We start from the raw sequence: 22,054 nt of genomic DNA on the forward strand, positions 1-22,054 counted from the left end.
CTCCCCTGCCTCTGCATTCCCTGAACGCCAGCGCGCTCAGACTTTCCCTTGCAAGAAGAACGCGATCACCAGCGCGTAAATCGCCAGTGCTTCCATGAACGCGATGCCGAGAATCATTGGCGTCTGGATACGATCGGCACAGTTCGGGTTGCGGCCGATCGACTCCATCGCTGCCGCCACCGCGCGACCCTGGCCCAAGCCAGCGCCGACTGCCGCGATACCGACCGCGAGACCGGCCGCCATTGCGATGTAGCCGCGGCTGCCGTCGCTGGCGCCTTCGGCCGCCATCGCCGTACCGCCCGACAGCAACCACACCAGCCCGCCCAGCATCATCATCTGTAGTGCTTTGCGCATGTTGTCTTCCTCCTTTCCTTCAGCGTTCGGAGCCCGTCCCAGCCACACCTCTCTGTCCTCCTCGCCACCCCACGGCCAGCGCCGACTCCGTTGTGATCAATGTGCTCAATGTGCGTGATGCGGCTCGTCGTGCGCGTCGTGATGCGCCGTCGCCAGCGACAGGTAGATCACGCTCAACAGCGTGAACACGAACGCCTGAATCACCGACACCATCGCTCCCAGCACATAGAAAAGCACCGGGACTACCATCTTCGTCAGATCGGTGAAAATCTCAAGCACCACGTGGTCGCCGGTCATGTTGCCGAAGAGACGTAAGGCCAGCGAGACCGGGCGCACGAGGTTGTCGATGATCTCCAGCGGGATCATCAAGAACGCCAGCCACCAGATCGGGCCGACGAAGTGCTTCAGGTAGCCCACACCGCGCGCGGCGAAGCCGTAGTAGGTGTACGCGACCAGTGAGATCACGCCAAGCGCGAAGGTGACATTGAAGTTGCTCGTCGGCGGCGCAAACCCCGGCAGCAGTCCGCAGAAGTTCGACGCGAGGATGAAGAGGAAGAAGGTCCCGTAGAGCGGCACGTACTTCTGCCCGCGATGCCCCATGAGCGGCGCGACGATGTGGGCGTTGAACAGGTCGACGAACATCTCCATCAGATTGCGGGCGCTGAGTTTGTCGTCCGGGACCACGGGATCATTTGCGGCTCGCAGTTGTCGCAACGCCACCAGCGCCCATCCCACCAGCGCGAGCATCACCAACGTCGCCGTCGCCGTGTGTTCCGGCAGCAAGTTGAAGCCGGGAATGATCTGGACCCAAGAGAAGCTGTGTTCCACTTACACTGATCCTTCCTTTGAAAGTACGCTCGGCGGGGTCGGAGTGAAGCGCAGCGCTTCGACCACGCAAGCGGCCAGCAAGAGTGTGATGCCGACGGCGAAGCTGAGACCATCGACCGGCACGCGCCAGAACACCAGCGCCAGCAAGCCGAGGAAGACGCCGAACTTGGCAACGAACAACCCGAGCGCGACGTAGCGCCCGCGTCCCGGCTGCAGTACGCGCTGGACGATTTCCTTGAGCAACCGGAAATTGAGGCCCATCACCGCGCCGCCGAGCAGCACGCTGCCGGCATAGAGCCACCCGGTCGCGACTGCGACGAGTGCCACCACGCCGAGCAGCACGACGTGCACGAGTTCGATGCGTTGGAGGTTCATTCCGAAAAGTTGCCTACGGCGAGCTATGCTTTTTCAGGCTCCAAATCAAGCGCTGCACGGCGCCCACGAACGCGCCCAGAGTGAAGAGCAGGGTCAGCCACGGCGAGCTGCCGAGCCAGCCGTCGAGGTAGTACCCCAGCACCACCCCAGCGACGATGATCCCGGCGAACTCGAAGCCGAAGCCGGTGTAGCGCGCGGCTTGGGCCAAGCCTGAATCTTTGGAGTCGTCGTCAGGCACGATTCAAATCTCGGCCAGCGTCTCGTCGGCAGCGCGGACAGTGGCTTCGACGTCGGCGTCGCTGTGGGCAAGCGAGATGAAGGCGGCTTCGAACGCGGACGGCGGGAGGTAGACACCGCGTGCGAGCATACCGTGAAAAAATTTCCCGAACTTCGCCGTGTCGATGCGCGGGATGTCGGCCGCGCCACGGACGCGATCGACGCCGAAGAACAGCGTCCACATCGAGCCAACGCGATTGACGGTACCAACGATCCGGTGCTTGGCCAGCGCGGCGCGCAAACCGGTTTCGAGACTGGCGCCGAGTTGTTCGAGTCGATCGTAGGGACTGCCGGCGCGCAACTGTTTGAGCGTTTCCAAACCAGCTGCGACCGCGAGTGGGTTCCCCGACAACGTTCCGGCTTGATACACCGGACCCTCGGGGGCGAGTTGCTGCATGATGTCACGCCGGCCGCCGAACGCGGCGAGCGGCATACCGCCGCCGATGACTTTTCCCAGACAGGTCAGGTCGGGTGTGATGCGGCGGAGCGTCTGCACACCACCGTAGGCGAGACGGAAACCGGTCATCACTTCGTCGAAGATCAACACCGCTCCGTGCGCCTGCGTGATCTCGCGCACGGCTTCGAGGAACCCCGGTTCGGGAATGACTACGCCCATGTTGCCGACCACCGGCTCGATGATGACGGCCGCGACGTGATGCCCTTCGGCTGCGAAGTACTTCGCGAGACCGTCACGGTCGTTGAACTCGGCGATGACGGTATGGGTGGTGACGGATTCGGGCACGCCCGGACTGTCAGGTACGCCGAACGTCAGGGCACCCGAACCGGCGCGCACCAGCAGCGCATCGCTGTGGCCATGGTAGCAGCCGGCGAACTTGATGATCTTGACGCGGCCGGTAAACGCACGGGCGAGTCGGATCGCCGTCATCGTCGCTTCGGTGCCCGAACTGACTAGGCGTACCATCTCGACCGACGGCAGCGCGTCCACAATCACGCGGGCTAACTCGATCTCGCGTGCGGTCGGGGCACCGAAACTGGTACCATCGCGCATCGCTTCGTGAATCGCAGTGAGCACTCGGGGGTGCGCGTGGCCCAGGATCATCGGCCCCCACGAGCCGACGTAGTCGATGTACGTGTTGCCATCGGCGTCGACCAGATTCGCACCTCGTGCGCGCTGAATGAACAGGGGATGACCGCCAACGGCTTTCCACGCGCGCACGGGGCTGTTGACGCCGCCCGGAATGACTTGGCGCGCGGCCGCGAACAACTTGTCGGAGAGATCGGGCGCCTTCATGATGCGGCGTGGCTAACCCGCGGGTCTGCTTCAGTCAAGGCAAACGTGGTTCGCTTGCAATTTGGCCGGCGATCCTTCTACGCTGCGGCGTCATGGCCACCAAGGGAATCACGGAAGTCGTAAAGGTTGGGCGACGGGGCGAGTTGACCTTGTCGCGGCGCGTGCGCGCCGCCTTCGGCGTGCAAGAAGGCGACGAAATGGTGCTGAGCGTCGAAAGCGAGCAACTCGTGTTGCGCCGCAAAGCACACCGCTTCGGCGAGTACCTCGATTCGTTGACCGCCAAGCCGTAGCCGCTCAGCGCCCGCGGCGTTCGCCCCAACGATCCCAATACGTCATGTCCTCTACCGGCCGGCGCGTCGTCGGACCGTATTTGCCGTGCGGAAATCCGAGCGGGATCAGGGCGACGGTTTCGGTGTCGGTGGGAATGCCGAACTCGGTTTTGATCTCATCTTCGAACATAAGGTGGAGGGTCGTCAGCGTGGCGCCGAGGCCGACGCCGCGCGCGGCGAGCAGGAGATTCTGCACGGCGGGAAAAATTGACGCGTAGAGCGCCGCCCCACTGCGCCGTGTCCCTGGCAGCGGAGGCGGCAGCGGGCGCGGCACCATGCAGATCAGCAGCAACACCGGCGCTTCGTGCAGGTGTTCGGCGAGATGCACGGCGGACTGCACCATGCGCATCTGCGCGCGCAATTCGGCAAGGGGCAGCGACGGGCGTTCGGCGGCCGCCGCTGCATTGGCGCTCGCGTAGAGATCCCACGCACGCTTGTATCGTTCTTGGAGGAAGCGCTTTCGCGTAGCATCGCGCACGACGACAAAGCGCCACACCTGGGTGTTGCTGCCGCTCGGCGCCTTGGTGGCAGCTTCGAGCACGCGCCAGAGCAGATCGTCTGGGATCGGATCGGGCTTGAGTCGGCGCAAGGCACGCTGCGAATAGATCGCCTCGAATAGTCCAATCTCTCCAATTTCGCCGATCTCGCCAATCTCATCATTCATAGTCGACGCCTATCGCGCGGCGATGGAAGCCGTCAATCGCCGACGCCCTGGTTGGCTCGGGTTTGACGAAGTGCCCTCGGCCGTCGCATACCTGCTGTACGTGTGAACTCAGCGACACGAACAGAGGGAGGCCGTTATGGGTCTGGTAACCGAGCGGGCGTTGTCGGCCCGCGATTTCCTTGACGAGTGCATCGCCTTCAAGCGCGACCGCGGCCCGCAGAGCCGCTTTCTGCGCGGCCTGGTACTGGGCAAGCTCGATAATGCGCAGGTCAAACGCTGGGCGAAGGACTTCTACTATTACGTCGAGCCGGCGATTCCGACCATCGCGGCGTGGCTCTCCGCGGCGCCGACGTTGCCGGACCGCGAGATTTATCGCTTGATTGCCCGTAACCTCGCCGGCGAGATGGGCTACATCAAGGAGGCCGAGCATCACGACCTGTACCTACAATTCTGTGCGGGACTCGACATCACTCGGGCGGAGTTGCTCGACCACTTGCCCCTGGGGTCGACCATCGGCGCAGCGTCAACGATGGGGTACTATTGCCGCAACTCGTTCGAAGAAGGACTCGGGGCATTCGGGCTCGCCGTCGAAATGGAGGTGCCGGGCCGTCCGAACGGCGCCAAGTTCATCCACGATGGCTTGCAGCAGCACTATGGTCTCGACGCCAAGACGCTCGAGTTCTGGTCGATTCACGTGGCGGCGGAAGAAGAGCACGGCGAGAACGCGGTGCAGGCGCTCGAACACTGCGGTCAGACGCGTGAACAGCAAGCCCGCATTCGGCGCGCCTTTCGCTTCAGCATTCTGGCGCACGCCAGCATGACGGAAGGGTACGACCGCTTCCTCGATTCGTAGTGCGGGTCATCCGAACGTGACGCGATGAGTTTGTGGGCTCGCCTGTTTCAGCGCAAGGCGGCGGTGAAGCCGTCCCCAGCCCCAGCGCCACCGCCGCCTTCAGTGTCAGAACAGGTCGTCGAATTGCCAACCGAGCCGTTCGTGTTCGAGTGTCAGATGTGTGGCAAAGTGTTCGAGGCTCGGCGCAAGAAGCCGCTGTGCCCGGAGTGCGATAGCGCGGACGTTCAACTGGTGAGCGGGTAACGGTGCCCGTCGCTGCCGTCGCCCGTACTTCGAGCTGCGGGATGGGCCATTTGAGGCGGCGTGGGGGTCGCCTGCAGACGCATGCAAGGTGCCGGGGCGCTTTTTTCGTTTGACAAACACATGCCGTCCGATAGACATTTGGATACTGAATTCGACACGGAATCGGCGGCAGCATGTGCCCGTCGATCGCGAGGAGAACTACATGAGAAAACCGTTGCTGATGGCGCTGGCCGGGGTTTGGAGTTTGGGGGCTGCCGCAACAGCTTCAGCGCAACCGGTCAATCCGGTCAAATTCGATGCGCGGCCGCCATACGAGATCGCCAAAAGCCCGGAGTTCCTCGCTGTGGCCGATATGAACAGCGACGGTGTGCCCGACCTGATATCGAGTTCGCCGACATCTCAGAAGGTTACCGTTCTCACCGGGGGCTCGGGCGGTTTCGCGGCAGTGGTGGCCGCCGGGCCGTTTCTGACGACACGATTCAGCAAGCTGGAACAAGTTGCAGCGGGCGATCTGAACGGTGACGGTTTCACCGACGTCGCCGTGGCGGACTCACAGGCCAATCAGGTCGTAGTGCTAATTGGCAATAACGATGGGTCGCTCAGCAACCCGGTGTTCATTCAGACCGGCAGCAAACCGTGGGGCATTGCCATTGGCCAGTTCGGCAACACGGCGTGCAACGACATCGCGGTCACGAATCAGTCCGACGACAACGTCTCGGTATTTTTCAACCGCTGCAGCGGCAACGGGCGCGCGTCATTTACGCCGCCCACGAGCTTTCCCACCAGCAAAAAACCGGGACTCCTGTTCACTAACGATTTCAACAACGATTTGCTCCCCGACCTCGTCGATATCAACATCGGAAACATCGGCGCGAACGATATGACCGAACTGCTTGGCACCGGGGTCAATTTCCAAAACCACGGCAACTTCGTGGTTGGCGACGGCGCCCAGCAGGCGACCACGTTTGACTTTGACAACGACGGCAACGTCGACATCGCGGTGGCCAGTGGCCGCATTACATCGCGCCACGTATTCTCCAGTTCGTTTACCGTGTTGCTTGGAGACGGCACCGGGTTTTTCGGACGCTCGAACAACTTCCAAGTGGATTGCACGCAGCTGATCCCCAGTACCGCCGTGTGTCTGCCGATCGGCATTGCCGCTGGCGATTTCAATCTCGACGGTATTCCAGATCTCGCGGTTGCCGTCGCCTATGCGAACAAACTCCTGATCTATGCCGGCAACGGTGATGGGACATTTGATCTGATCGGCCAGCCGATCGATATCGTCGGCAATCCCACCTTCATGGTGGCCGCGGATTTCGATGACGACGGTCGCGTCGACTTGGCGATCGCCGAGCGCGCCGACGCAACCTCGGGTGGAGTGATCCGTCTCTTACTGAACAATACCGACTTCCCGATACCGGCAACCGCGACGCCGACACCTACCGGACCCACTTTGGGGCCGAAGGCTACTGCGACGGGATCCGTGCGACCCCCGGTCACACCGAGCAAACAAAACGGTGACCTCTGCGGCGGCCAAGACGAGTGCTTCTCCGGCTTCTGCGAACAGGGGCGCTGCTGCAACCGCGCCTGCAATGGGGTGACGGAGTCCTGCGATCAGAATCCGAATCCCGGTATCTGCCTGCCGAAGGTCATCCCGAGCCGGACGCCGACAACCGGTGGGACTGGCAGCACCGTCGTCGGCCGTAGTAGCGGTTGTTCTACGGACGATCGTGGCAGCTCACCTTGGAGCCCGTTCGCGGTCGTGTTCATCCCCGCCGCGCTGTGGCTCGGACGGCGGCGGAACGTTGGTCCCGCCCGCGCGACGATCCGCAACCGCACTCGGTAACATCGTGCCCAGCACGGCCGTCCACTCACTCAGGTGTTGAGCGGCCGTGCTGGGATCTTCGAATCGCAACACGTAGCCGTCACGTTCACCCCGATCCCGCAGCCAGGCGGCGAGGATCGTAGTGCCATCGACGTCCTCCGCAGACAACGCCAGGGGTTGACGCGGGGCGACATCGCGAAGCATCGCTGAGAGATCGGTGCCGTCACGCACGGTGCCTCGCGCTGTCAGCCGACCGGCTACCACGAGGTAGGCGACCACCGCCTCGCGATCCAACGTTGGTTGCATCACCAAAAAGTGCTGCTGCGCCACGACCCACCCGAGCGTGCGCTGCCGGCGCAGCAGACGCTCGAACTGTTCCAGATCGCGTTGCGCACTGGCGGCAGCCTCGAAGCGCAAGGCGTCGGTGTGCGCATCGCGCCGCAGGGTGAGCGTGGCGCGCACCTCGGTGGCAACCGCGGCGTCGCCCGCCATCAAACGCAAGAACGTCGCGACCTGTAGCTGGTAGTCAGCGGCAGATGCCCGCCCAACGCACGGCACACTGCACGCATCGATCTGTCCCTGCAGACACGGCGTTGCCGATGGCTCGGGGCGCAAGCGGCCGATGCATGTGCGCAGCTTGAATACGCGCGTGACCAGCCCCATGACGTTCACGGCCGACTCGCGCGAACGAAACGGGCCGAAGTACTGCCCGCCCCGCTGGCTGATCTGGCGGCTGATCATCAGCCGCGGAAACTCCGCGTCGCTCGTCAGCTTGAGGAACGCGATGCGGGGCAAATGCTTTCGCAGACGGTTGTACGGTGGTTGCTCGCTGCGGATCGCTTCGGCCTCACGCAGTGACGCTTCCAATTCTGACGCAGTGATCTCGACGCGCACGGCGTGAATGTGGCGGATCAGATCGAGCGTCTTGTTGCTGTGTCCGTTGGCGTTGCTCAAATACTGGCTGACGCGCTGACGGAGGTTCTTCGCCTTGCCGATGTAGAGCAACCGCTCGTCAGCGTCCACAAAGCGATAGATGCCGGACGACTCCGGCAGTGCCGTGACCGCGCTGCGCGGCAGTGGGCAGGCGAAGGCGCGACCGTCGCGCGCGCTCGCTTGCAGCGCCAGCACTTGATCGAGCCGCGTCACTCCGCGCTGCGCGAGCAATTCGAGAAAGTGCAGCCAGACCTCCGCCGTGATGGCCGCGTCGCCCAAGGCACGGTGCCGATCGACCAGCGGGATGCCAAAGTGCGCGGCCACCGTGTCGAGTCCGCGCCGGCGCAACTGCGGCAGCAGGCGCCGCGCGAGCCGCAGCGTGCAGACGTGCGGCTGGTGGAGCGGAGAACCTCGATGCGTCTGCACCGCGGCGTTGAGAAAGCCCAGATCGAAGTTCGCATTGTGCGCAATCAGTACCCGTTCGCCGACGAACTCGAGGAACTGCGGCAGCACATCGGCAACCCGCGGCTGGCCTGCCAGGTGATCGTCCGTAATGCCCGTGAGCTGAGTGATGAAGAACGGCAAGCGGCGGCCGGGATCGATCAACTGCGAGAAACGTTCAGCGAGACGCCCGCCCGCAATCCGGACCGCGCCGATCTCGATGATGCCGTCGCCGTGCTGCGGCGATCCGCCGGTGGTCTCGATATCGACGACGACGAACTCGGTGTCGGACAACGCTCGCGCCAGCGTTGCGTGCGCGCTGGCGATCCAGCACTGATCCGCCTCACGAAACGCGAAACGTGGATCGCTGGCGAGCAGCGTCTGCATGAAGCGCGGACCGAACTCGCGATCCGCGCCTGGCTGCGTGAAGATGAGATCGAGCAGCTCGTGGGCACCGGCTCCGGCGGGGCGGTCGAGGAGGTAGCGGTGGAGGGCATCGCGCATTCCGTGCACGTCTACCACCACCAACCGGAGACGAACAAGAGGCGAACATCAGCCCAGAATGAATTCGCCGCGTGGCTACGCCGCGATCTTCTGGGCGAGGAACGCTTCGATGAAGCGGTCGATATCGCCGTCGAGCACCGCATCGGTGTTGCCGATCTCGACCCCGGTGCGGTGATCTTTGACCAAGCGGTAGGGGTGCAGCACATACGAGCGGATTTGGCTGCCGAACGCGATGTCCCGCTTGGTCTTGCTCAGCTCGTCCATCCGATCGCGCTGCCTTTGCAGTTCGAGTTCGACCAAGCGCGCGCGCAGGATCTTCATCGCCATGGATTTGTTCTTGTGTTGCGAGCGCTCGTTCTGGCAAGCCACGACGATACCGGTCGGCAGGTGAGTCAGCCGCACCGCCGAGTCGGTCTTGTTCACGTGTTGGCCACCCGCCCCGCTGGAGCGATAGGTGTCGATGCGTAAATCGCCTTCGTCGATTTCGACTTCGACCTCATCGGTAACTTCCGGGTAGACGAAGAGCGAAGCAAACGAGGTGTGCCGTCGGGCGTTGGCATCGAACGGCGAAATCCGCACCAGCCGATGAATACCGGCCTCGGCCTTGAGATAGCCGTAGGCGTACGGACCTTCGACGGTGAAGGTCGCGCTCTTGATGCCGGCCCCTTCGCCGGCTTGCTGATCGACGAGTTCGGTCTTGAAGCCGCGGCGCTCAGTCCAGCGCAGGTACATGCGCAACAACATCTCGGCCCAATCTTGCGCCTCGGTCCCGCCCGCACCGGGGTGCAGGGTGACGATGGCGTTGCCGGCATCGTGCTCGCCGCCGAGCATGCCCTGCATCTCCATGGCGTGGACCCCGGTTTCGATGGATTCGATTTTCGCCAGCGCTTCACGAGCCGCGTCCACGTCGCCCTCGCGCGCCATCTCGGCGAAGATCTGTGCCTCGTCGAGTTCGCCGCGTTGGCGGCGCCAGGCGTCGAGTGGCTCGGCGAGTTGCGAGCGCTCCTTCAGTGTCGCTTGAGCTTTCTCGCTCTCGTTCCAAAACGAGGGGGCTGCGGCGGCCTCGTCCAACTTGGCGATCTGCGCTTCGCGCGCCGCGACGTCAAAGATGCCTCCCGAGGAGAGTCAAACGCTCCTCCAAGCCGCTAAGGCGTTGCTGCAGTTCTGCCGGTTCGATGCTCATGCTGTCGCGGGACCGCCTTTCTGTTGCTGATCGTGCACCTTCATTCCACTTCACATGGCAGCAGGCAAGCCGGGCGCGTAGGATAGGATTGGGTATGGATAAGGCGCGCGGATCGTGCATTTGCGTTGAAGCACCCCCGCCGGTGCTGTACAAATGGACGCGGTGAATCATGCTGCCCAGGAGTTGTGGACGTACGTGGCTGATGGTCGCTCGAAGGCGCGGATCGTGGCGCCCGAGAGCGCGCCGCCGTCGGCGTCTGCTGGTTTGACGTGAGACATCCACGCGTGCCGTCCCACCCATTGATGTCGTGGTCGTGGCGGTTCACTCTGTTTCTTCTGACCGGCGTCGCATTCGCGCCGGCGAAGATTGCGGCACTCGTTCCCGATGCCTCGAGCATCGGCGTAACCTCGGCCGAACAACCCGCAGGGAGTGGCAGCGGCCCGGGCGCCGTGGCCAACGCGGATGGTTGTCTGGTCGCGTTCACCACGCGGGCAGCGCTCACCGCCAGCCCCAACGATGACTCCAACCAGGCGACTGACGTGTACGTGCGCGATCGCTGTGCTGGAGTGACTGAGCGCGCGAGTATTGGTCCAGCGCAACGCCAGGGCAACGCTGCCAGCACGCGCCCAGCGATCAGTGACGACGGCTGCGTGGTCGCGTTCGAATCCGATGCGAACAATTTCGACGACACGGTGACCGACACCAACAACGTGGGCGACGTCTATCTGCGCGATCGCTGCGCGAACACGACGGAACTGATCTCGCGCACGCCCGCCAATCACGCGGGCAATCGGCGGAGCTTCGATCCGGTGCTGAGTACCGACGGGTGTCTGGTCGCCTTCGTATCCGAAGCCACCGATCTCACCGACGAGCCCGCCACTGGCGGCACCCATTTGTTCGTCCGCGACCGCTGCCACGGCACGATCGATCGCTTGGCCGACATGAGCCCGTTGCCGATCCGCGCGATGCGCGTCCTTCTCTACCACGGCAATGCCGGCGTGATTCAGGAACCCGACACCTATGCGAGCCTGACCGACCGCTATCAGATGCTCGGCGCCGACGTGTTGGAGACCGCCAACTTTCCGAACGACCTCAGCGACTTTCGCCTGGTGTTCATCATCTCGCCCGGCTCCACCGACGGCACGCCCGCGAGCTTCTTCAGCGACGCCCAGGTGGCGGCGTTGCGCGCGTTCATCGACGGCGGCGGGCGCCTGATCGTGCTCGGTGAAAACAGCAGCCTGCCGGGCGCGTCGACGGTGAACGATCTGCTGACGCGACTCGACACCCGCGTGCGCGTGAACCTCGATCACTTGTTCACCACCGCGTGCGGGTCGGTGCCGGTGACCAACATCGCGGCCGACCCGCTGACGCAGACGCCGAATCCGGTGACGAGCGTGACGTTTTCCGACGCGGCCTCGGTGCAGGTCGTCAACGGATCGACCTCGTGGCCGGCCGCCGCAGCGCCGCGCTGTCTAGTGACGGGCGCGAATCAGAAGTGCCTAGCACTGACGCAGCAATTGGCGACCGGTGGACTCGCGGGTGATGTCCTACTGGTAGGCGATTCGAATGTGTTCGCCGACCAGTGCGGATTCATGCGCGACACCTCGACCACCGGCAACCGCTGGCTGGCAGCCAACTTGTATCTGCTGGCGCCGGCCACCGCGCCCCGCAAGCAACTGCTCAAAGCCCACGCCTTCGATCAGGCGGGTCACGTGTTGGTGTTTACGAGCGACGCATTGCTCAACGACGACGCCAACTCGCCGTCAGACGTGTTCGCAATCGACTTGAGCACTCATCAACTGGAACACCTGAGCCGCCCGCTGGTTGGCACATCGTCGGGCGGGCGCAGTTACGGCGCCACCATTAGCGCCGATGGCTGTGAGGTCGCGTTCATCTCGGAAGGCGCGACGCTGGTGAGTGGCGATACCAATGGTGTTGCGGACATCTTTGTGCGCAATCGCTGCGCGGGGACATTGCGACGCGTGCTGACGGCGCAGTCGACTCAACCGAATGGCACTACGCCGCTGGCGACGATCACCGCGAGCGGTCGCCTCCTCGCATTCGAATCGGATGCGACCAACTGGATCAGTGGCGACACCAACGCTCTGCGCGACGTGTTCGTGCAAGACCTAGTCAGCGGCGCCACCGAGCGCGCCAGCGTCGGCGTGTTCGGCCAAATCGCGCGGCTCAGCCTGTTAGAAGACATCGCCGATGCCGGTCGACTCGTCGTGCTCACCAGCGCGCAAGGGTTTTGGACCGTCGACAAGAATCAAGTCAACGACGTCTACGCCTCGTCAATCGCGATCGCGCCGCGGCGGCCGACGCCGACGCCGTCGCCCACGCCCAAGCCGGTACAGGCGATCATGTTTCCCGGCACCATCATCGGCACCATCAGCACCGCGACTGCCGATGTGTTCTTGGGCGATTCGTGCAGTCAGGCTGGCACCATCGCGAACATTGCCTTGAGCGGCATGATCAGTAGTTTCGCGCTCACCGCGTTCGAAGCGCCGTGCGCCAATCCCGCCGCCGGCCAAATGGCGTCGCTGCCGGTGCAGCTAACCGGCGGCCAAACGCTGCATGTAGTGTTCAGCTTCGCACCCAAGGGCACCGGTCACTTCGTCGCCGTGGCAACCGTGCTCGGTCCGACCGGTAACGTGGTCGCGTCGTTCTCGTTGCAAGCGCAGGGACTCGGTATTCCGACCGCGACCTCGACGCCATCCGTAACAAGGACGGCGACCGCCACGCGCACCTTCACACGCACAGCAACGCCGTCGGCGTCGCCGACCGACACCGGCACTCCCACGCGCACGCAGACGCCCTCCAACACGCGCCGGCCGACCAACACGTTCACACCGTCGCCGTCGCGGATTCCGACGCGCACCGCTTCGATCACGACAACCCCGTCGCCGACCGCATCGGCGACCCTCACTGTCACTCGCTCGCCCTCGCGCACACCGAGCGCGTCGCCGTCGGTCACGCCGACGATCACCGACACCCCGCCGCCAACCAGCACGCGAACCCTGCGGCCAACCGCAACCACTTCGCCGACTTTCACCGCGACGGACACGCGCACTCCGTCGGTCACGGCGACGGCGAGCAACACGCGTATTCCAACTCGCACCTTTTCGCCGTCGCCGACCGTGCCGCCCACGCGCACGCGCACCGAGACCGCCACTGCCACGTTCACCAAGACCCCGACGTTGACGCCGACGGCGACGAATTCGCCGATACCGAGCAACACGCGGACGCCCACCATCACCCCGACGGCCACGCCGTCGCAGACCCTCACCAACACCCGCGTACCCAGCCGCACGCGGACCGAGACGCCGTCGCCCACATCAACGCGCACGCCAAGCAATACGCCCACTCAGACGCCAACGCTGTCGCCCACCGCGACACCAACGCTGACGTTCACCCGCCCGCCCACGCGCACCGTCACCGCGTCGCCAACATTGACGATACGCCCGACGGAGACGGCCAGCCGAACGCGCGTGCCGTCGAAGACACCCACGTTCTCACCGACTCCGTCGCCATCGCGCACGCCGACGGAGAGCCCGTTGCCGACGATCACGAATACCCGGCGGCCGACAGTGACCGTGACACGAACTCACGTCCCCTCGCACACCGCGACCGGAACGGTGACCCTGTCGCCGACACGCTCGCGCACCGCGACGATCTCGCGCACGCCTACGATCACGCTCACCCCGACCGTCACCGCTACCGCGACCGTGACATCAACCGTGACCGCAACCGAGACGACGACACCGACGATGACTGAAACGGCGACCGAGACGGCCACCGAAACGCCGGGGTCGTAGCTCCAAAAGCGTCCTGCCTCTCAAGTTCGATGAATGGGGCTGAGATCACGAAACCACGAAACAATGAAAACCACGAAAGAGATCTTCCCCCCTGTGGTTTCGAGCTTTCGTGGTTTCGTGATTCTCCGAGCTTCAGATCGAATTACGCACACGTCGGCGAGAACAGAAACGGAAAGGGATCCATCCTATGCCACGCTTCGGAGTTTCGATTCCCAACGGTTGGTTGCTGGAGTTGTCGAAGGTCGACGGGGCCGCGCAGAAGTGGGCAACGACGCGCGCCAACGTGCTCGCCGCCGAAGCCCATGGCTTCGACTCGGCGTGGATCGTCGATCACTTTCACACCTTTCCGCTCAAGACGGTCGAGGCCACCTTTGAAGCCTTCACGACACTGACGGCATTGGCCGCAGCCACCAAGACCATCCGTCTGGGTCAGATGGTGACTTGCAACTCGTACCGCAACCCGGCCCACCTCGCGAAGATCACGGCGTGCCTCGATGTCATCTCCGGTGGCCGGCTCGACGTCGGCATCGGCGCGGGTTGGTATTCGGAAGAGTACGACGCCTACGGCTACGAGTTCCCGCCCATCGCCACTCGGCTGCGCATGCTCAAAGAAGCCTGCCAGATACTTAAGCGACTGTGGACCGAAGAACGCGTCACGTTCAGCGGTCAGCACTACCAATTGAAGGACGCGATCTGCGAGCCGAAGCCGCTGCAGAAGCCACACCCTCCGCTCCTGATCGGTGGCAGTGGCGAGAAGGTGCTGTTGCGCCACGTGGCGCGCTACGCCAACGCGTGGAACGCCAACCTGCCGTTCGACGAGTACCAGCGCAAGCTCGGCATCCTGCGCCAACACTGCAAGGAGGTCGGACGCAACCCCGACGAGATCGAACTGACGGTATCGCTGCCGATCGTGATCGTCGACGATCACAGGGACATCAACGCGGTACTCTCAGAACGTGTGCCGAAGACGATTCCCGTCGAGATGCTACGCAAAACCTACGAACAGCGCGGCGCCATCTTCGGCACACCCGCGGAAGTAGCGGAGCGCCTGCAGCCGTGGATCAAACTTGGACTCGGTACGATCATCTGCGCATTCGCCGATCCCGTCAGCCGCAAACAGATGGAACGCTTCGCCAAGGAAGTGCGACCGACGCTGTAAAGGCGCCGCGACGGCTCCCGGGGGCAGCCCACCGCTACCTCCATCGCTCAACCCGTCGATTCCCGCGTCAGATCTCGCACGAGTCGCTTCATTCTAGCCTCTGCCACCAGCGGAGTCCCAATGCCGCCGCCGCGATCAGGCCAACCCCGATGATGACCAACCACTTCCATGCCCGAGTTGCCGGCGCTTCGTCAGAAACGGGTGCGCGCGTGGGTTGCTGGGTCGGCAGCGCCGCTCGCAGATGCGCCGTTGCCAGCGGCTGCGGCGAAGTCGCGAGCGGAAGCGGCTCGCGCCCACCTTCAGGCCCTTCCGTCGGGGACTGCGCCGGCCCGCTAGTCCTTGTCGGGAGTGGGACCAATGTTGGTGGGTCCATCGATACATCTTCGTAACCAGGGGGCGGCTGAATCGGCTCCGTCAGAAACTTCATCGGCTCGCCGAAGGGTCCCCACTGCACCGTCACCCACACTTGTGCCTCTACCGGATCACGGAACCACATCGGGTAGAAGGTCACAGACACATCGACTCCGGCTACGCGCCCCGCCCGAAACCATCTCTTGTTCGGATCGGGCAGATCGCCAAGGTCACTCGCAATGCGCAAGGCCTTCGTCGGATAGGCCGACTGCTCCGCAGATACTCCTGACACGCTCGACGGCTCTCGATACTGGTTCTGTCACTCCGAAGAAATCTGCGGCGTTTAGGGCGTTGCCCGCAAGCACGGTGAAGTGTGCACGTTCAATGTCGATTTCAATCTGCTCGCCGCTTGGGAGAACGATAGTCAACGGCTCTTCGTGAAAGACGCCGCAGCTCGAGTCTTCAAGCCCGCGAGTCCGCCACGGGCGTAGCCCCGCGTCGAAGATGATCTTGAGATTGTTACCTTGCCGCAAATCGATCGTGCGACGTTCCGTGGCCGAAACCACGCCCACACCACCACCCCAGATAACGAGGGCGGCGACGACGCACTGTAGTCCGACCGACTGAGCCATAGTTCAATAGATGGCGAACGAGCCGAGAACCGATGCGCGAAAAACTGTAGTCGTTTTACTCCCTGTCTTTCAGGTCGCGTGGGACTTCAGCCTGTACCGGTGCAGCGAAACTGCCGAGACTCCAGCCATCGACCGACCGCAGACCAATGCCCGAGACGGGGATGCCCCAAGCTGCTCAGGACACGCCAGCGGACAGTCTGCCCCGCGATTGCCGGTTGCGCCGCGCGAGGGCGAAGAGGCCGTTTGCTGCTTCGACCAGCGCTTGCGCGCCGCCCGGAGCGAAGTAGACCTCGCCACACCGGTTGCAAACCAGGGCACGGATGCCCGCCACCGACACGCGAATGCCTTCACGTTCGAACTCTTGCTTGATCGTCCGCTTTCTCACGGAACCTCCGCACTCAGAGCAGGGGGTATGGAGCGTTCGATTCATTTCTTTCTCCCGCGTTGCGTGGGCGTTACCCACCATGGACGTTGCGGTACATAGGCGGTCACGATGTCCAGCACGCTACCGTCGCTCAAATCGCACAAAATATGTAAAGCGGAAGAAGTGGTCGGCGTGAAGTGGAAGCGTCCAAGCATCAGACACCGGTGCTCCTCGGGATACTCCTCGATCGCACGGATCCTACCACTCAGCGCTTCCACTAACTGCCGTTCGTCGAACCCTTCTTCCACCATATGCCTCACAGCGTGGAGACCCACCCTATAGCACCCTGACGCCACCAGTCGCTGAACTTGACGTGCCTGGTCTGCATCATCACCGATCCTTGGCATCGAATGCGCTCATCCCCTTCTATCGGACTCCGTCATCCAGTTCCGGCATTGGCACGTGGACAGCGCGCGCATTCAGGACACGGTTGTCCGTCGGATGTCCGTCTACATCACAATTGCCAAGGCGTCGAGATAGACAAGGCTCACCGATCGCCCCCAACTGTCTCGCCCTTCGCGGACTATTGCTTGGATTCCAGGTCGATGACGAGGCACCGGCCACTAGGCCGCGCGGTAGTACACGCGATCGCCGCGGGTGTCCTTGGTAACGTGGCCGCGGTGGATGAGGTGCTCGAGGTGGGCGAGCGTCTCGAACGTGGCCGGGAATTGCACCTGCAGCGGGCTGTTGAAATCCATCCCGAAGGCGTGGCAGGCGACTTCGTAGCCGGTGTGCGGGGCGTGGCGCACGCAATCGAGCATCTCCTTCATGCGGTACTCGTGGTGCTGGATGATCTGATTGGCGCGGTGGCGGTGGTCCGGGAACACGCCGCCGTGGGCCGGCAGCACGAGGTTCACGTCGAAGCGCTGTACCTTCTGTTGTGACGCGATGAAGTCGCCGAGCGGATCGCCGGCACTGCCGGGAAAGTAGCCAACGTGCGGCGTGATCCGTGGCAGCAGGTGATCGCCGACGATCATCAGCTTTTCCTTGCGCAGGTACATCACGCAGTGACCCGGTGAGTGCCCGGGCGTCCAGATCACTTCGACTTCGAAGTCGCCGACGCGAATCACGTCGCCGTCGTCGATGAACGCATCGGGCGCGGTCGTAACGTACAGACCGGACCAAAATTCCGCCGGCGATGGAATGTGGGCGAAGCGCTCGATCGGAATACCACAGGCGGCGAAGAACTTGACCGCATCAGCCGGCCGCTCGTGCGGCGCGAACATGTGCGAGCGCTCGTATTCCGCGCGATGCATGAACAGCTTCGCGCCGGTGAGTTCCTTGTACGCCTTCGACGTCCCGAAGTGATCCGGGTGATGGTGCGTGCAGATCAGCTTGGTGATCTGCGATGGCCGGCAGCCGACCGTGCGCAGCGCCTCTTCGAAGGTCTGAATGCTGTCGGTGCTGTTGACTCCGGTATCAATCAGCGCCCACTCGCCGCCGCTGTGCAAGAGGAAGACGTTGACGATGGTCGGCCGCATCGGCAACGGCAAGTGCAGGATGAAAACGCCGGGCCACACTTCCCGGATTTTAGGTTCCATACGTCGCTTGAATTGCCGAGAGTGCGGGGCCTACTCGTGCAGGCGATCTTGGACCGCGAAGGTGACGCGAATCTTCACACGCCAGTGCGCGACCGTACCGCCCTCGACGCTAGCGGAGATGTCGTCGACGTGGACGTGGCGAATGCCGTCGATGGTCACCGCCGCGCGCGCCAACGCGATGTTGACGGCGTCCTCGATGCTGTTCGCCGATGCGCCGGTCAACTCAATCGTCTTCTCGACCATCACGCACCTCCCGCAGCCGACCGTATGGAAGCTCTCCGCACCAGTCAAGCCAGCCGGCGTGGTTACGGCGTGGCTGACGGCTCGAATGCTTCGCGCAAGACGCGTCCCGTGAGTTCCTTGGGGACAGCTTTGCCTTTGATCGTGCGCGGCATGCGCACGCCGAGTAGCCACGCGGCCGTGGCGCCGAGGTCGGGATTTGCGGCTTGCGGCACCGCACCGTCGTCGGCCACCACTTGCGCTCGGACACTCGGATCGCCGCCAGTGATGAGGATGGGGATGTGCGATTCGTCCGGCCCGCCGTGATTGCCGAGCAATCCCGCCACGCGCGGCGTGAACGGGTCGCCGAAGTGATGGTGCGGCTTGGCCACCAGAATCAGCTCACCGGTGCGCGGATGTTCGAGGTGCCAATCGGGATGCGCGTGCGCCAAGGTGAACTCGCTGCCGCCGTCGGCCGGATTTGGAACGCGGTACCACGCCTCGGCCACTTCCGGCTGCGCTAGCGCGAGCGCACGAGCCTGGGCCATCCGTTGGCCATCGGCGTCGCTGAGTTTGTCGCGGCTGCCGCCGGCCAACGCGATCGACTCGACCGCCCCGTTGGCGACCGGCACCAGGTCGGTGAATCCGGCGCGCAGTAACTCACGGCCGAACAGCACCAACGGATACGGGCGACCTTCCGCGCGGTTCGGTTCAACCGAGGCGAAGCCGTGATCCGCCGTAATCATCAGCACCGTCCGCGGCCAACTCTCCTGCTGTTGGAGGAACGTGAGCAGACGCCCGACTTGCCGGTCCGCTTGGCTGAGCGCCTTGCGCGCAGGCACGGAGTCGGGCCCGAAAATGTGCGACGTACGGTCGACATCGGGCAGCGCGGCAAACATGAAGTCTGGCTGACGTTGCTCGATGGTCCGCACCACCTCGTCCATCGTGCGTTGATCCGACGCAAAGCCGGCGCGCACGTCGATCGCCTCCGCTTCACTCGCGGCATCGCCCCACAACATATCGGGCGCGTGCTGTTGATCGGGCACAGCGGAGAATAGGTTGACGAGTTTCGACTTGCCGAACAGTCCGGCGGTGACGAGCGCGGGGCGTTCCTTTTCAATTACCGTGAACAACGTCTCGACCTCGAGATATTGCGCCGACTCGGTACTGACCGGCGCGTGTGCCGGGTCACGGTCCCAAAACGAGTTGCCGACGATGCCGTTCGCCGCGCTATAGGCCGCGGTCATGATCGCCGCATGGTTGGTGTTGGTCACTGATGGCATCGCCGCCCGCGCGGCGGAGTAAGACGTCGCGCGCAGGGGCCCGGGGTGACTCAGCGCCCACAGTGTCGGCGTGGTTTCCTCGGTGAGACGCCGGGCATCGCAGCCGTCGATCAAGAGAATGTACACGTGTCGGGACTCAGCAGCGGTCGCGGCGGAAGCCATCGCGACGGCAAGGCCAAGGGTGACCAGCGACCGCGTTCGACTGATTCGCATCTCGCCCTCCATGCCTCGCGACCTTAGCGGGTTGTACCGCGGCGATGAAGTCTGTGGCGGCAAGAACCTGGCACTCTGCACGAAAGAGGCAATGGCGTAACATCGGCCGTGCTCGCCCGTCTGAGGAGCTGCCACTCACTAAGCCGGTGCGCTCACAATGATATTCTGCCCGCGATTGCTGACACGTCTGCGTTCGAGACCCAGCACGCGGATTGCTCTGCTTAACGGCTGAAATGAGTGCAGTGGCAACCAACGAGGTGCCGGCCGAGCAGTCCGCGCCGGAATCCCTGAATCTCTTGATGATCGAGGACAACCCCGGTGATCGGCGGTTCTTCGGTGCGATGCTGCGCCGCGTCCCGCGTCTCGCCATCGCGGTCACCTACGTGGCCTCGGTCATGGAAGCGCTGGCACGGCTCTCGATCGGCGACATCGACATCGTCCTGCTCGACCTCGGCTTGCCTGATAGTTGGGGGTTCGAAACCTTTACGCAGGTGCGGGCGGCCGCGCCGCGGCTCCCAATCATCGTCCTGACCGGATCGGACGATGAAGCGTTGGCGTTGCAAGCGGTGCGCGCCGGCGCGCAGGATTTCCTCATCAAGGGCCAGATGGATGCGCATCTACTCGGACGCGCGATTCGCTACGCACGCGAGCGCCACACAGCCGAGACCGCCGTGCGCGAATCGCAGGAGAAGTTCGAGACCATTTTCCGCGAGTCACTCGATGCGATCTTCGTCGTCGATGCGGTCACCCTGAGCATCCTCAACGCCAACCGAGCCGTGCAAGCGACCCTCTTGCACGAGCCGGACGCACTCACGGGGCAACCCATTCACGTGCTGCTCGCCGATGATTCGAGCGCCGCAGCGGAGGAGATCCTGCGCCAGGTACGAGTGCAAGGGGCGACCCTTTTGGAGCAGGAGTTCCGCCGCGCGGATGGTTCGCGCTGTCCGATGGACCTGACGGCGACGACGACCATGTGGGGGCAGCGCGCGGCCATCGTGATCACCCTCCGTGATGTGACCGAGCGCAAGCGCGCCGCCGACGAGATTCGACGCCTCAATGCGGGACTGGAGCAACGCGTGCGCGAGCGCACCGCCGAACTCGCCGCCAGCAACGCCGAACTCGAAGCCTTCTGCTATTCGGTCGCACACGATCTGCGCACCCCGTTGCGCGGCATCGACGGCTTCAGCTCGGTGCTGCTGGACGACGCGAACCAACTCGACCCGCCGAGTCGAGAGCACCTAGGCCGCGTCCGCGGCGCCGCCCAACGGATGGGCCGCCTCATCGATGATCTGCTCAACCTCTCACGGGTCACGCGGGCACCTTTGCAGCGCGAGTCGGTCAATCTGACTGCACTCGCCCGCGCGACCGTCCAGTCGTTGCAGCAAGCGCAGCCAGATCGCCGCGTCTGCATCGAGATCGAGGCGGATGTCGTTGCGCTCGGCGACCCTCAGCTGCTCGGCATCGCGCTCCGACATCTGCTCAACAACGCATGGAAGTTCACCAGCCATCACGCCGCCGCGCACATCGAGTTCGGCGTCATTCACACCGGCGGCACGCCGGTCTACTTCGTGCGCGACGATGGGGCCGGGTTCGATGAGGCATACGCCGACAAGCTGTTCCGGCCGTTCCAACGCCTGCACGGCATCGCCGAATTCGAAGGGACCGGTATCGGCCTCGCCACCGTCGCGCGGATCATCCAGCGCCACGGCGGGCGCGTGTGGACGAACGGCGTCACCGAGGGCGGGGCGACGTTTTCCTTTACACTCGCGCCGGATAGTGCGACCAATGGGCTCCTTGAGTCCCCCGCGACCCACGGAGGCATCTGATGGCAGACAGGTTCATCCTGCTGGTCGAAGATAGTCCCGACGATGCGGCGCTGACGTTGCGCGCGTTCGAGCGTAGTGACGCGGCGCACGTGGACATCGAAATTGCGCGCGACGGTGTCGAGGCGCTCGATTTTCTCTTCGCCACCGGCGCGCATTCTGGCCACGATCCCAAGCGACTGCCGGTGTTCGTGCTCCTCGATCTGAAGCTGCCCAAAATGGATGGCCTGGAAGTCGTGCGCCGCCTGCGCGCCGATGCCCGCACCGCGCTACTCCCTGTCGTCATCTTTAGCTCGTCAACCGAGAGCTACGATATCCGCGCCGCGTGGCAGAGTGGTGCGAGCAGCTACGTGTGCAAGCCGGTCGAGTTCGGGAAGTTTCGCGAAACGGTGTGCGATCTAGCCCACTACTGGTTGAACGTGAATCAGATCTCCGACGAACTCGACCGACGTTCGTAACGCCCGACCCCTTCCTTCATTCAATCTCAGGTCGGCTCGCAGCAAGCCGGCTCGCTTCAATATTGCACTT

General features: G+C 63.7%; 23 protein-coding genes. 8 read left to right on the forward strand and 15 right to left on the reverse strand.

Annotation, left to right across the window (positions count from 1 at the left end; genetic code table 11):
- Nucleotides 1–36: 36 nt before the first annotated feature.
- The 5 genes from atpE to hemL form a co-directional block, all read right to left on the reverse strand.
- Nucleotides 37–354 carry an ATP synthase F0 subunit C gene (gene atpE, locus HYR72_13570; GenBank protein MBI1816003.1) on the reverse strand — a complete coding sequence of 106 codons (318 nt, stop codon included), beginning with the start codon at nt 352–354 and terminating at the stop codon, nt 37–39.
- Between the two features lie 105 nt (nt 355–459).
- The gene (gene atpB / locus HYR72_13575) at nt 460–1,182 is read right to left on the reverse strand and encodes a F0F1 ATP synthase subunit A (protein ID MBI1816004.1); all 723 of its coding nucleotides are present in this window, start codon (nt 1,180–1,182) and stop codon (nt 460–462) included.
- Nucleotides 1,183–1,557: a hypothetical protein gene (locus HYR72_13580; protein ID MBI1816005.1), complete on the reverse strand. Its 375-nt coding sequence runs from the start codon at nt 1,555–1,557 to the stop codon at nt 1,183–1,185.
- A gap of 13 nt (nt 1,558–1,570) precedes the next feature.
- A complete protein-coding gene (locus HYR72_13585) occupies nt 1,571–1,765 on the reverse strand; it encodes an AtpZ/AtpI family protein (GenBank protein MBI1816006.1) in 195 nt (64 codons plus the stop codon).
- A 33-nt stretch (nt 1,766–1,798) separates the two neighbouring features.
- Complete coding sequence (hemL, locus tag HYR72_13590; protein MBI1816007.1) at nt 1,799–3,085, reverse strand: glutamate-1-semialdehyde 2,1-aminomutase; 1,287 nt, start codon at nt 3,083–3,085, stop codon at nt 1,799–1,801.
- A gap of 92 nt (nt 3,086–3,177) precedes the next feature.
- Between hemL and HYR72_13595 the strand changes: the two genes are divergently transcribed.
- The gene (locus HYR72_13595) at nt 3,178–3,375 is read left to right on the forward strand and encodes an AbrB/MazE/SpoVT family DNA-binding domain-containing protein (protein ID MBI1816008.1); all 198 of its coding nucleotides are present in this window, start codon (nt 3,178–3,180) and stop codon (nt 3,373–3,375) included.
- Nucleotides 3,376–3,379: 4 nt separating this feature from the next.
- On the opposite strand, the gene HYR72_13600 is transcribed toward HYR72_13595, so the two are convergent.
- The gene (locus tag HYR72_13600; GenBank protein MBI1816009.1) at nt 3,380–4,078 is read right to left on the reverse strand and encodes a nitroreductase family protein; all 699 of its coding nucleotides are present in this window, start codon (nt 4,076–4,078) and stop codon (nt 3,380–3,382) included.
- Nucleotides 4,079–4,214: 136 nt separating this feature from the next.
- Here HYR72_13600 and HYR72_13605 point away from each other — a divergent pair, with 136 nt between their 5' ends.
- The 3 genes from HYR72_13605 to HYR72_13615 all read left to right on the forward strand — a co-directional run bounded on the left by HYR72_13605 (nt 4,215) and on the right by HYR72_13615 (nt 7,023).
- A complete protein-coding gene (locus HYR72_13605; GenBank protein ID MBI1816010.1) occupies nt 4,215–4,931 on the forward strand; it encodes an iron-containing redox enzyme family protein in 717 nt (238 codons plus the stop codon).
- A 24-nt stretch (nt 4,932–4,955) separates the two neighbouring features.
- Complete coding sequence (locus HYR72_13610; protein MBI1816011.1) at nt 4,956–5,174, forward strand: hydrogenase maturation nickel metallochaperone HypA; 219 nt, start codon at nt 4,956–4,958, stop codon at nt 5,172–5,174.
- Between the two features lie 202 nt (nt 5,175–5,376).
- Entirely contained in the window at nt 5,377–7,023 is a 1,647-nt protein-coding gene (locus HYR72_13615) for a VCBS repeat-containing protein (GenBank protein MBI1816012.1), read from the forward strand.
- Here HYR72_13615 and HYR72_13620 read toward each other — a convergent pair.
- Nucleotides 6,916–8,880, reverse strand: coding sequence for a GIY-YIG nuclease family protein (locus HYR72_13620; GenBank protein MBI1816013.1), 1,965 nt, complete (start codon nt 8,878–8,880; stop codon nt 6,916–6,918). The two genes, HYR72_13615 and HYR72_13620, sit on opposite strands and share 108 nt — an antisense overlap.
- Before the next feature lie 75 nt (nt 8,881–8,955).
- Nucleotides 8,956–9,990 carry a peptide chain release factor 2 gene (gene prfB / locus HYR72_13625; protein MBI1816014.1) on the reverse strand — a complete coding sequence of 345 codons (1,035 nt, stop codon included), beginning with the start codon at nt 9,988–9,990 and terminating at the stop codon, nt 8,956–8,958.
- A 357-nt stretch (nt 9,991–10,347) separates the two neighbouring features.
- Here prfB and HYR72_13630 point away from each other — a divergent pair, with 357 nt between their 5' ends.
- Together HYR72_13630 and HYR72_13635 are read left to right on the forward strand one after the other, a co-directional pair.
- Nucleotides 10,348–13,881 carry a hypothetical protein gene (locus HYR72_13630; GenBank protein MBI1816015.1) on the forward strand — a complete coding sequence of 1,178 codons (3,534 nt, stop codon included), beginning with the start codon at nt 10,348–10,350 and terminating at the stop codon, nt 13,879–13,881.
- 187 nt (nt 13,882–14,068) lie between these two features.
- On the forward strand, nt 14,069–15,040 hold the full coding sequence (locus HYR72_13635) for a TIGR03560 family F420-dependent LLM class oxidoreductase (GenBank protein ID MBI1816016.1): 972 nt from the start codon (nt 14,069–14,071) through the stop codon (nt 15,038–15,040).
- Between the two features lie 88 nt (nt 15,041–15,128).
- On the opposite strand, the gene HYR72_13640 is transcribed toward HYR72_13635, so the two are convergent.
- The 7 genes from HYR72_13640 to HYR72_13670 form a co-directional block, all read right to left on the reverse strand.
- Nucleotides 15,129–15,557, reverse strand: coding sequence for a hypothetical protein (locus HYR72_13640; protein MBI1816017.1), 429 nt, complete (start codon nt 15,555–15,557; stop codon nt 15,129–15,131).
- Between the two features lie 64 nt (nt 15,558–15,621).
- Nucleotides 15,622–16,023, reverse strand: coding sequence for a hypothetical protein (locus tag HYR72_13645; GenBank protein MBI1816018.1), 402 nt, complete (start codon nt 16,021–16,023; stop codon nt 15,622–15,624).
- 175 nt (nt 16,024–16,198) lie between these two features.
- Complete coding sequence (locus HYR72_13650; protein MBI1816019.1) at nt 16,199–16,408, reverse strand: YgiT-type zinc finger protein; 210 nt, start codon at nt 16,406–16,408, stop codon at nt 16,199–16,201.
- Nucleotides 16,409–16,449: 41 nt separating this feature from the next.
- Nucleotides 16,450–16,698, reverse strand: coding sequence for a hypothetical protein (locus HYR72_13655; protein MBI1816020.1), 249 nt, complete (start codon nt 16,696–16,698; stop codon nt 16,450–16,452).
- Nucleotides 16,699–17,010: 312 nt separating this feature from the next.
- Nucleotides 17,011–17,988, reverse strand: a complete 978-nt coding sequence (locus HYR72_13660; GenBank protein MBI1816021.1) for an MBL fold metallo-hydrolase — start codon at nt 17,986–17,988, stop codon at nt 17,011–17,013.
- 30 nt (nt 17,989–18,018) lie between these two features.
- On the reverse strand, nt 18,019–18,231 hold the full coding sequence (locus tag HYR72_13665; GenBank protein ID MBI1816022.1) for a dodecin domain-containing protein: 213 nt from the start codon (nt 18,229–18,231) through the stop codon (nt 18,019–18,021).
- 62 nt (nt 18,232–18,293) lie between these two features.
- On the reverse strand, nt 18,294–19,703 hold the full coding sequence (locus tag HYR72_13670) for an alkaline phosphatase family protein (GenBank protein ID MBI1816023.1): 1,410 nt from the start codon (nt 19,701–19,703) through the stop codon (nt 18,294–18,296).
- Nucleotides 19,704–19,945: 242 nt separating this feature from the next.
- Here HYR72_13670 and HYR72_13675 point away from each other — a divergent pair, with 242 nt between their 5' ends.
- Both HYR72_13675 and HYR72_13680 read left to right on the forward strand, forming a co-directional pair.
- Nucleotides 19,946–21,529, forward strand: coding sequence for a response regulator (locus HYR72_13675; GenBank protein ID MBI1816024.1), 1,584 nt, complete (start codon nt 19,946–19,948; stop codon nt 21,527–21,529).
- On the forward strand, nt 21,526–21,984 hold the full coding sequence (locus tag HYR72_13680; protein MBI1816025.1) for a response regulator: 459 nt from the start codon (nt 21,526–21,528) through the stop codon (nt 21,982–21,984). Before HYR72_13675 ends, HYR72_13680 begins: the two co-directional genes overlap by 4 nt.
- Nucleotides 21,985–22,054 lie beyond the last annotated feature (70 nt).

This window comes from Deltaproteobacteria bacterium (assembly GCA_016178705.1).
In the GTDB taxonomy this organism is placed as follows: domain Bacteria; phylum Desulfobacterota; class Binatia; order HRBIN30; family JACQVA1; genus JACOST01.

Bases quoted from the DNA above. Each gene is read 5' to 3' on its own strand.
- HYR72_13660 (MBI1816021.1), bottom strand. From the start codon at position 17,988: ATGGAACCTAAAATCCGGGAAGTGTGGCCCGGCGTTTTCATCCTGCAC.
- HYR72_13665 (MBI1816022.1), bottom strand. From the start codon at position 18,231: ATGGTCGAGAAGACGATTGAGTTGACCGGCGCATCGGCGAACAGCATC.
- HYR72_13605 (MBI1816010.1), top strand. From the start codon at position 4,215: ATGGGTCTGGTAACCGAGCGGGCGTTGTCGGCCCGCGATTTCCTTGAC.
- HYR72_13620 (MBI1816013.1), bottom strand. From the start codon at position 8,880: ATGCGCGATGCCCTCCACCGCTACCTCCTCGACCGCCCCGCCGGAGCC.
- HYR72_13655 (MBI1816020.1), bottom strand. From the start codon at position 16,698: ATGGTGGAAGAAGGGTTCGACGAACGGCAGTTAGTGGAAGCGCTGAGT.
- HYR72_13580 (MBI1816005.1), bottom strand. From the start codon at position 1,557: ATGAACCTCCAACGCATCGAACTCGTGCACGTCGTGCTGCTCGGCGTG.
- HYR72_13610 (MBI1816011.1), top strand. From the start codon at position 4,956: ATGAGTTTGTGGGCTCGCCTGTTTCAGCGCAAGGCGGCGGTGAAGCCG.
- hemL (MBI1816007.1), bottom strand. From the start codon at position 3,085: ATGAAGGCGCCCGATCTCTCCGACAAGTTGTTCGCGGCCGCGCGCCAA.
- HYR72_13600 (MBI1816009.1), bottom strand. From the start codon at position 4,078: ATGAATGATGAGATTGGCGAGATCGGCGAAATTGGAGAGATTGGACTA.
- HYR72_13645 (MBI1816018.1), bottom strand. From the start codon at position 16,023: ATGGCTCAGTCGGTCGGACTACAGTGCGTCGTCGCCGCCCTCGTTATC.
- HYR72_13595 (MBI1816008.1), top strand. From the start codon at position 3,178: ATGGCCACCAAGGGAATCACGGAAGTCGTAAAGGTTGGGCGACGGGGC.
- atpE (MBI1816003.1), bottom strand. From the start codon at position 354: ATGCGCAAAGCACTACAGATGATGATGCTGGGCGGGCTGGTGTGGTTG.
- HYR72_13635 (MBI1816016.1), top strand. From the start codon at position 14,069: ATGCCACGCTTCGGAGTTTCGATTCCCAACGGTTGGTTGCTGGAGTTG.
- HYR72_13670 (MBI1816023.1), bottom strand. From the start codon at position 19,703: ATGCGAATCAGTCGAACGCGGTCGCTGGTCACCCTTGGCCTTGCCGTC.
- HYR72_13615 (MBI1816012.1), top strand. From the start codon at position 5,377: ATGAGAAAACCGTTGCTGATGGCGCTGGCCGGGGTTTGGAGTTTGGGG.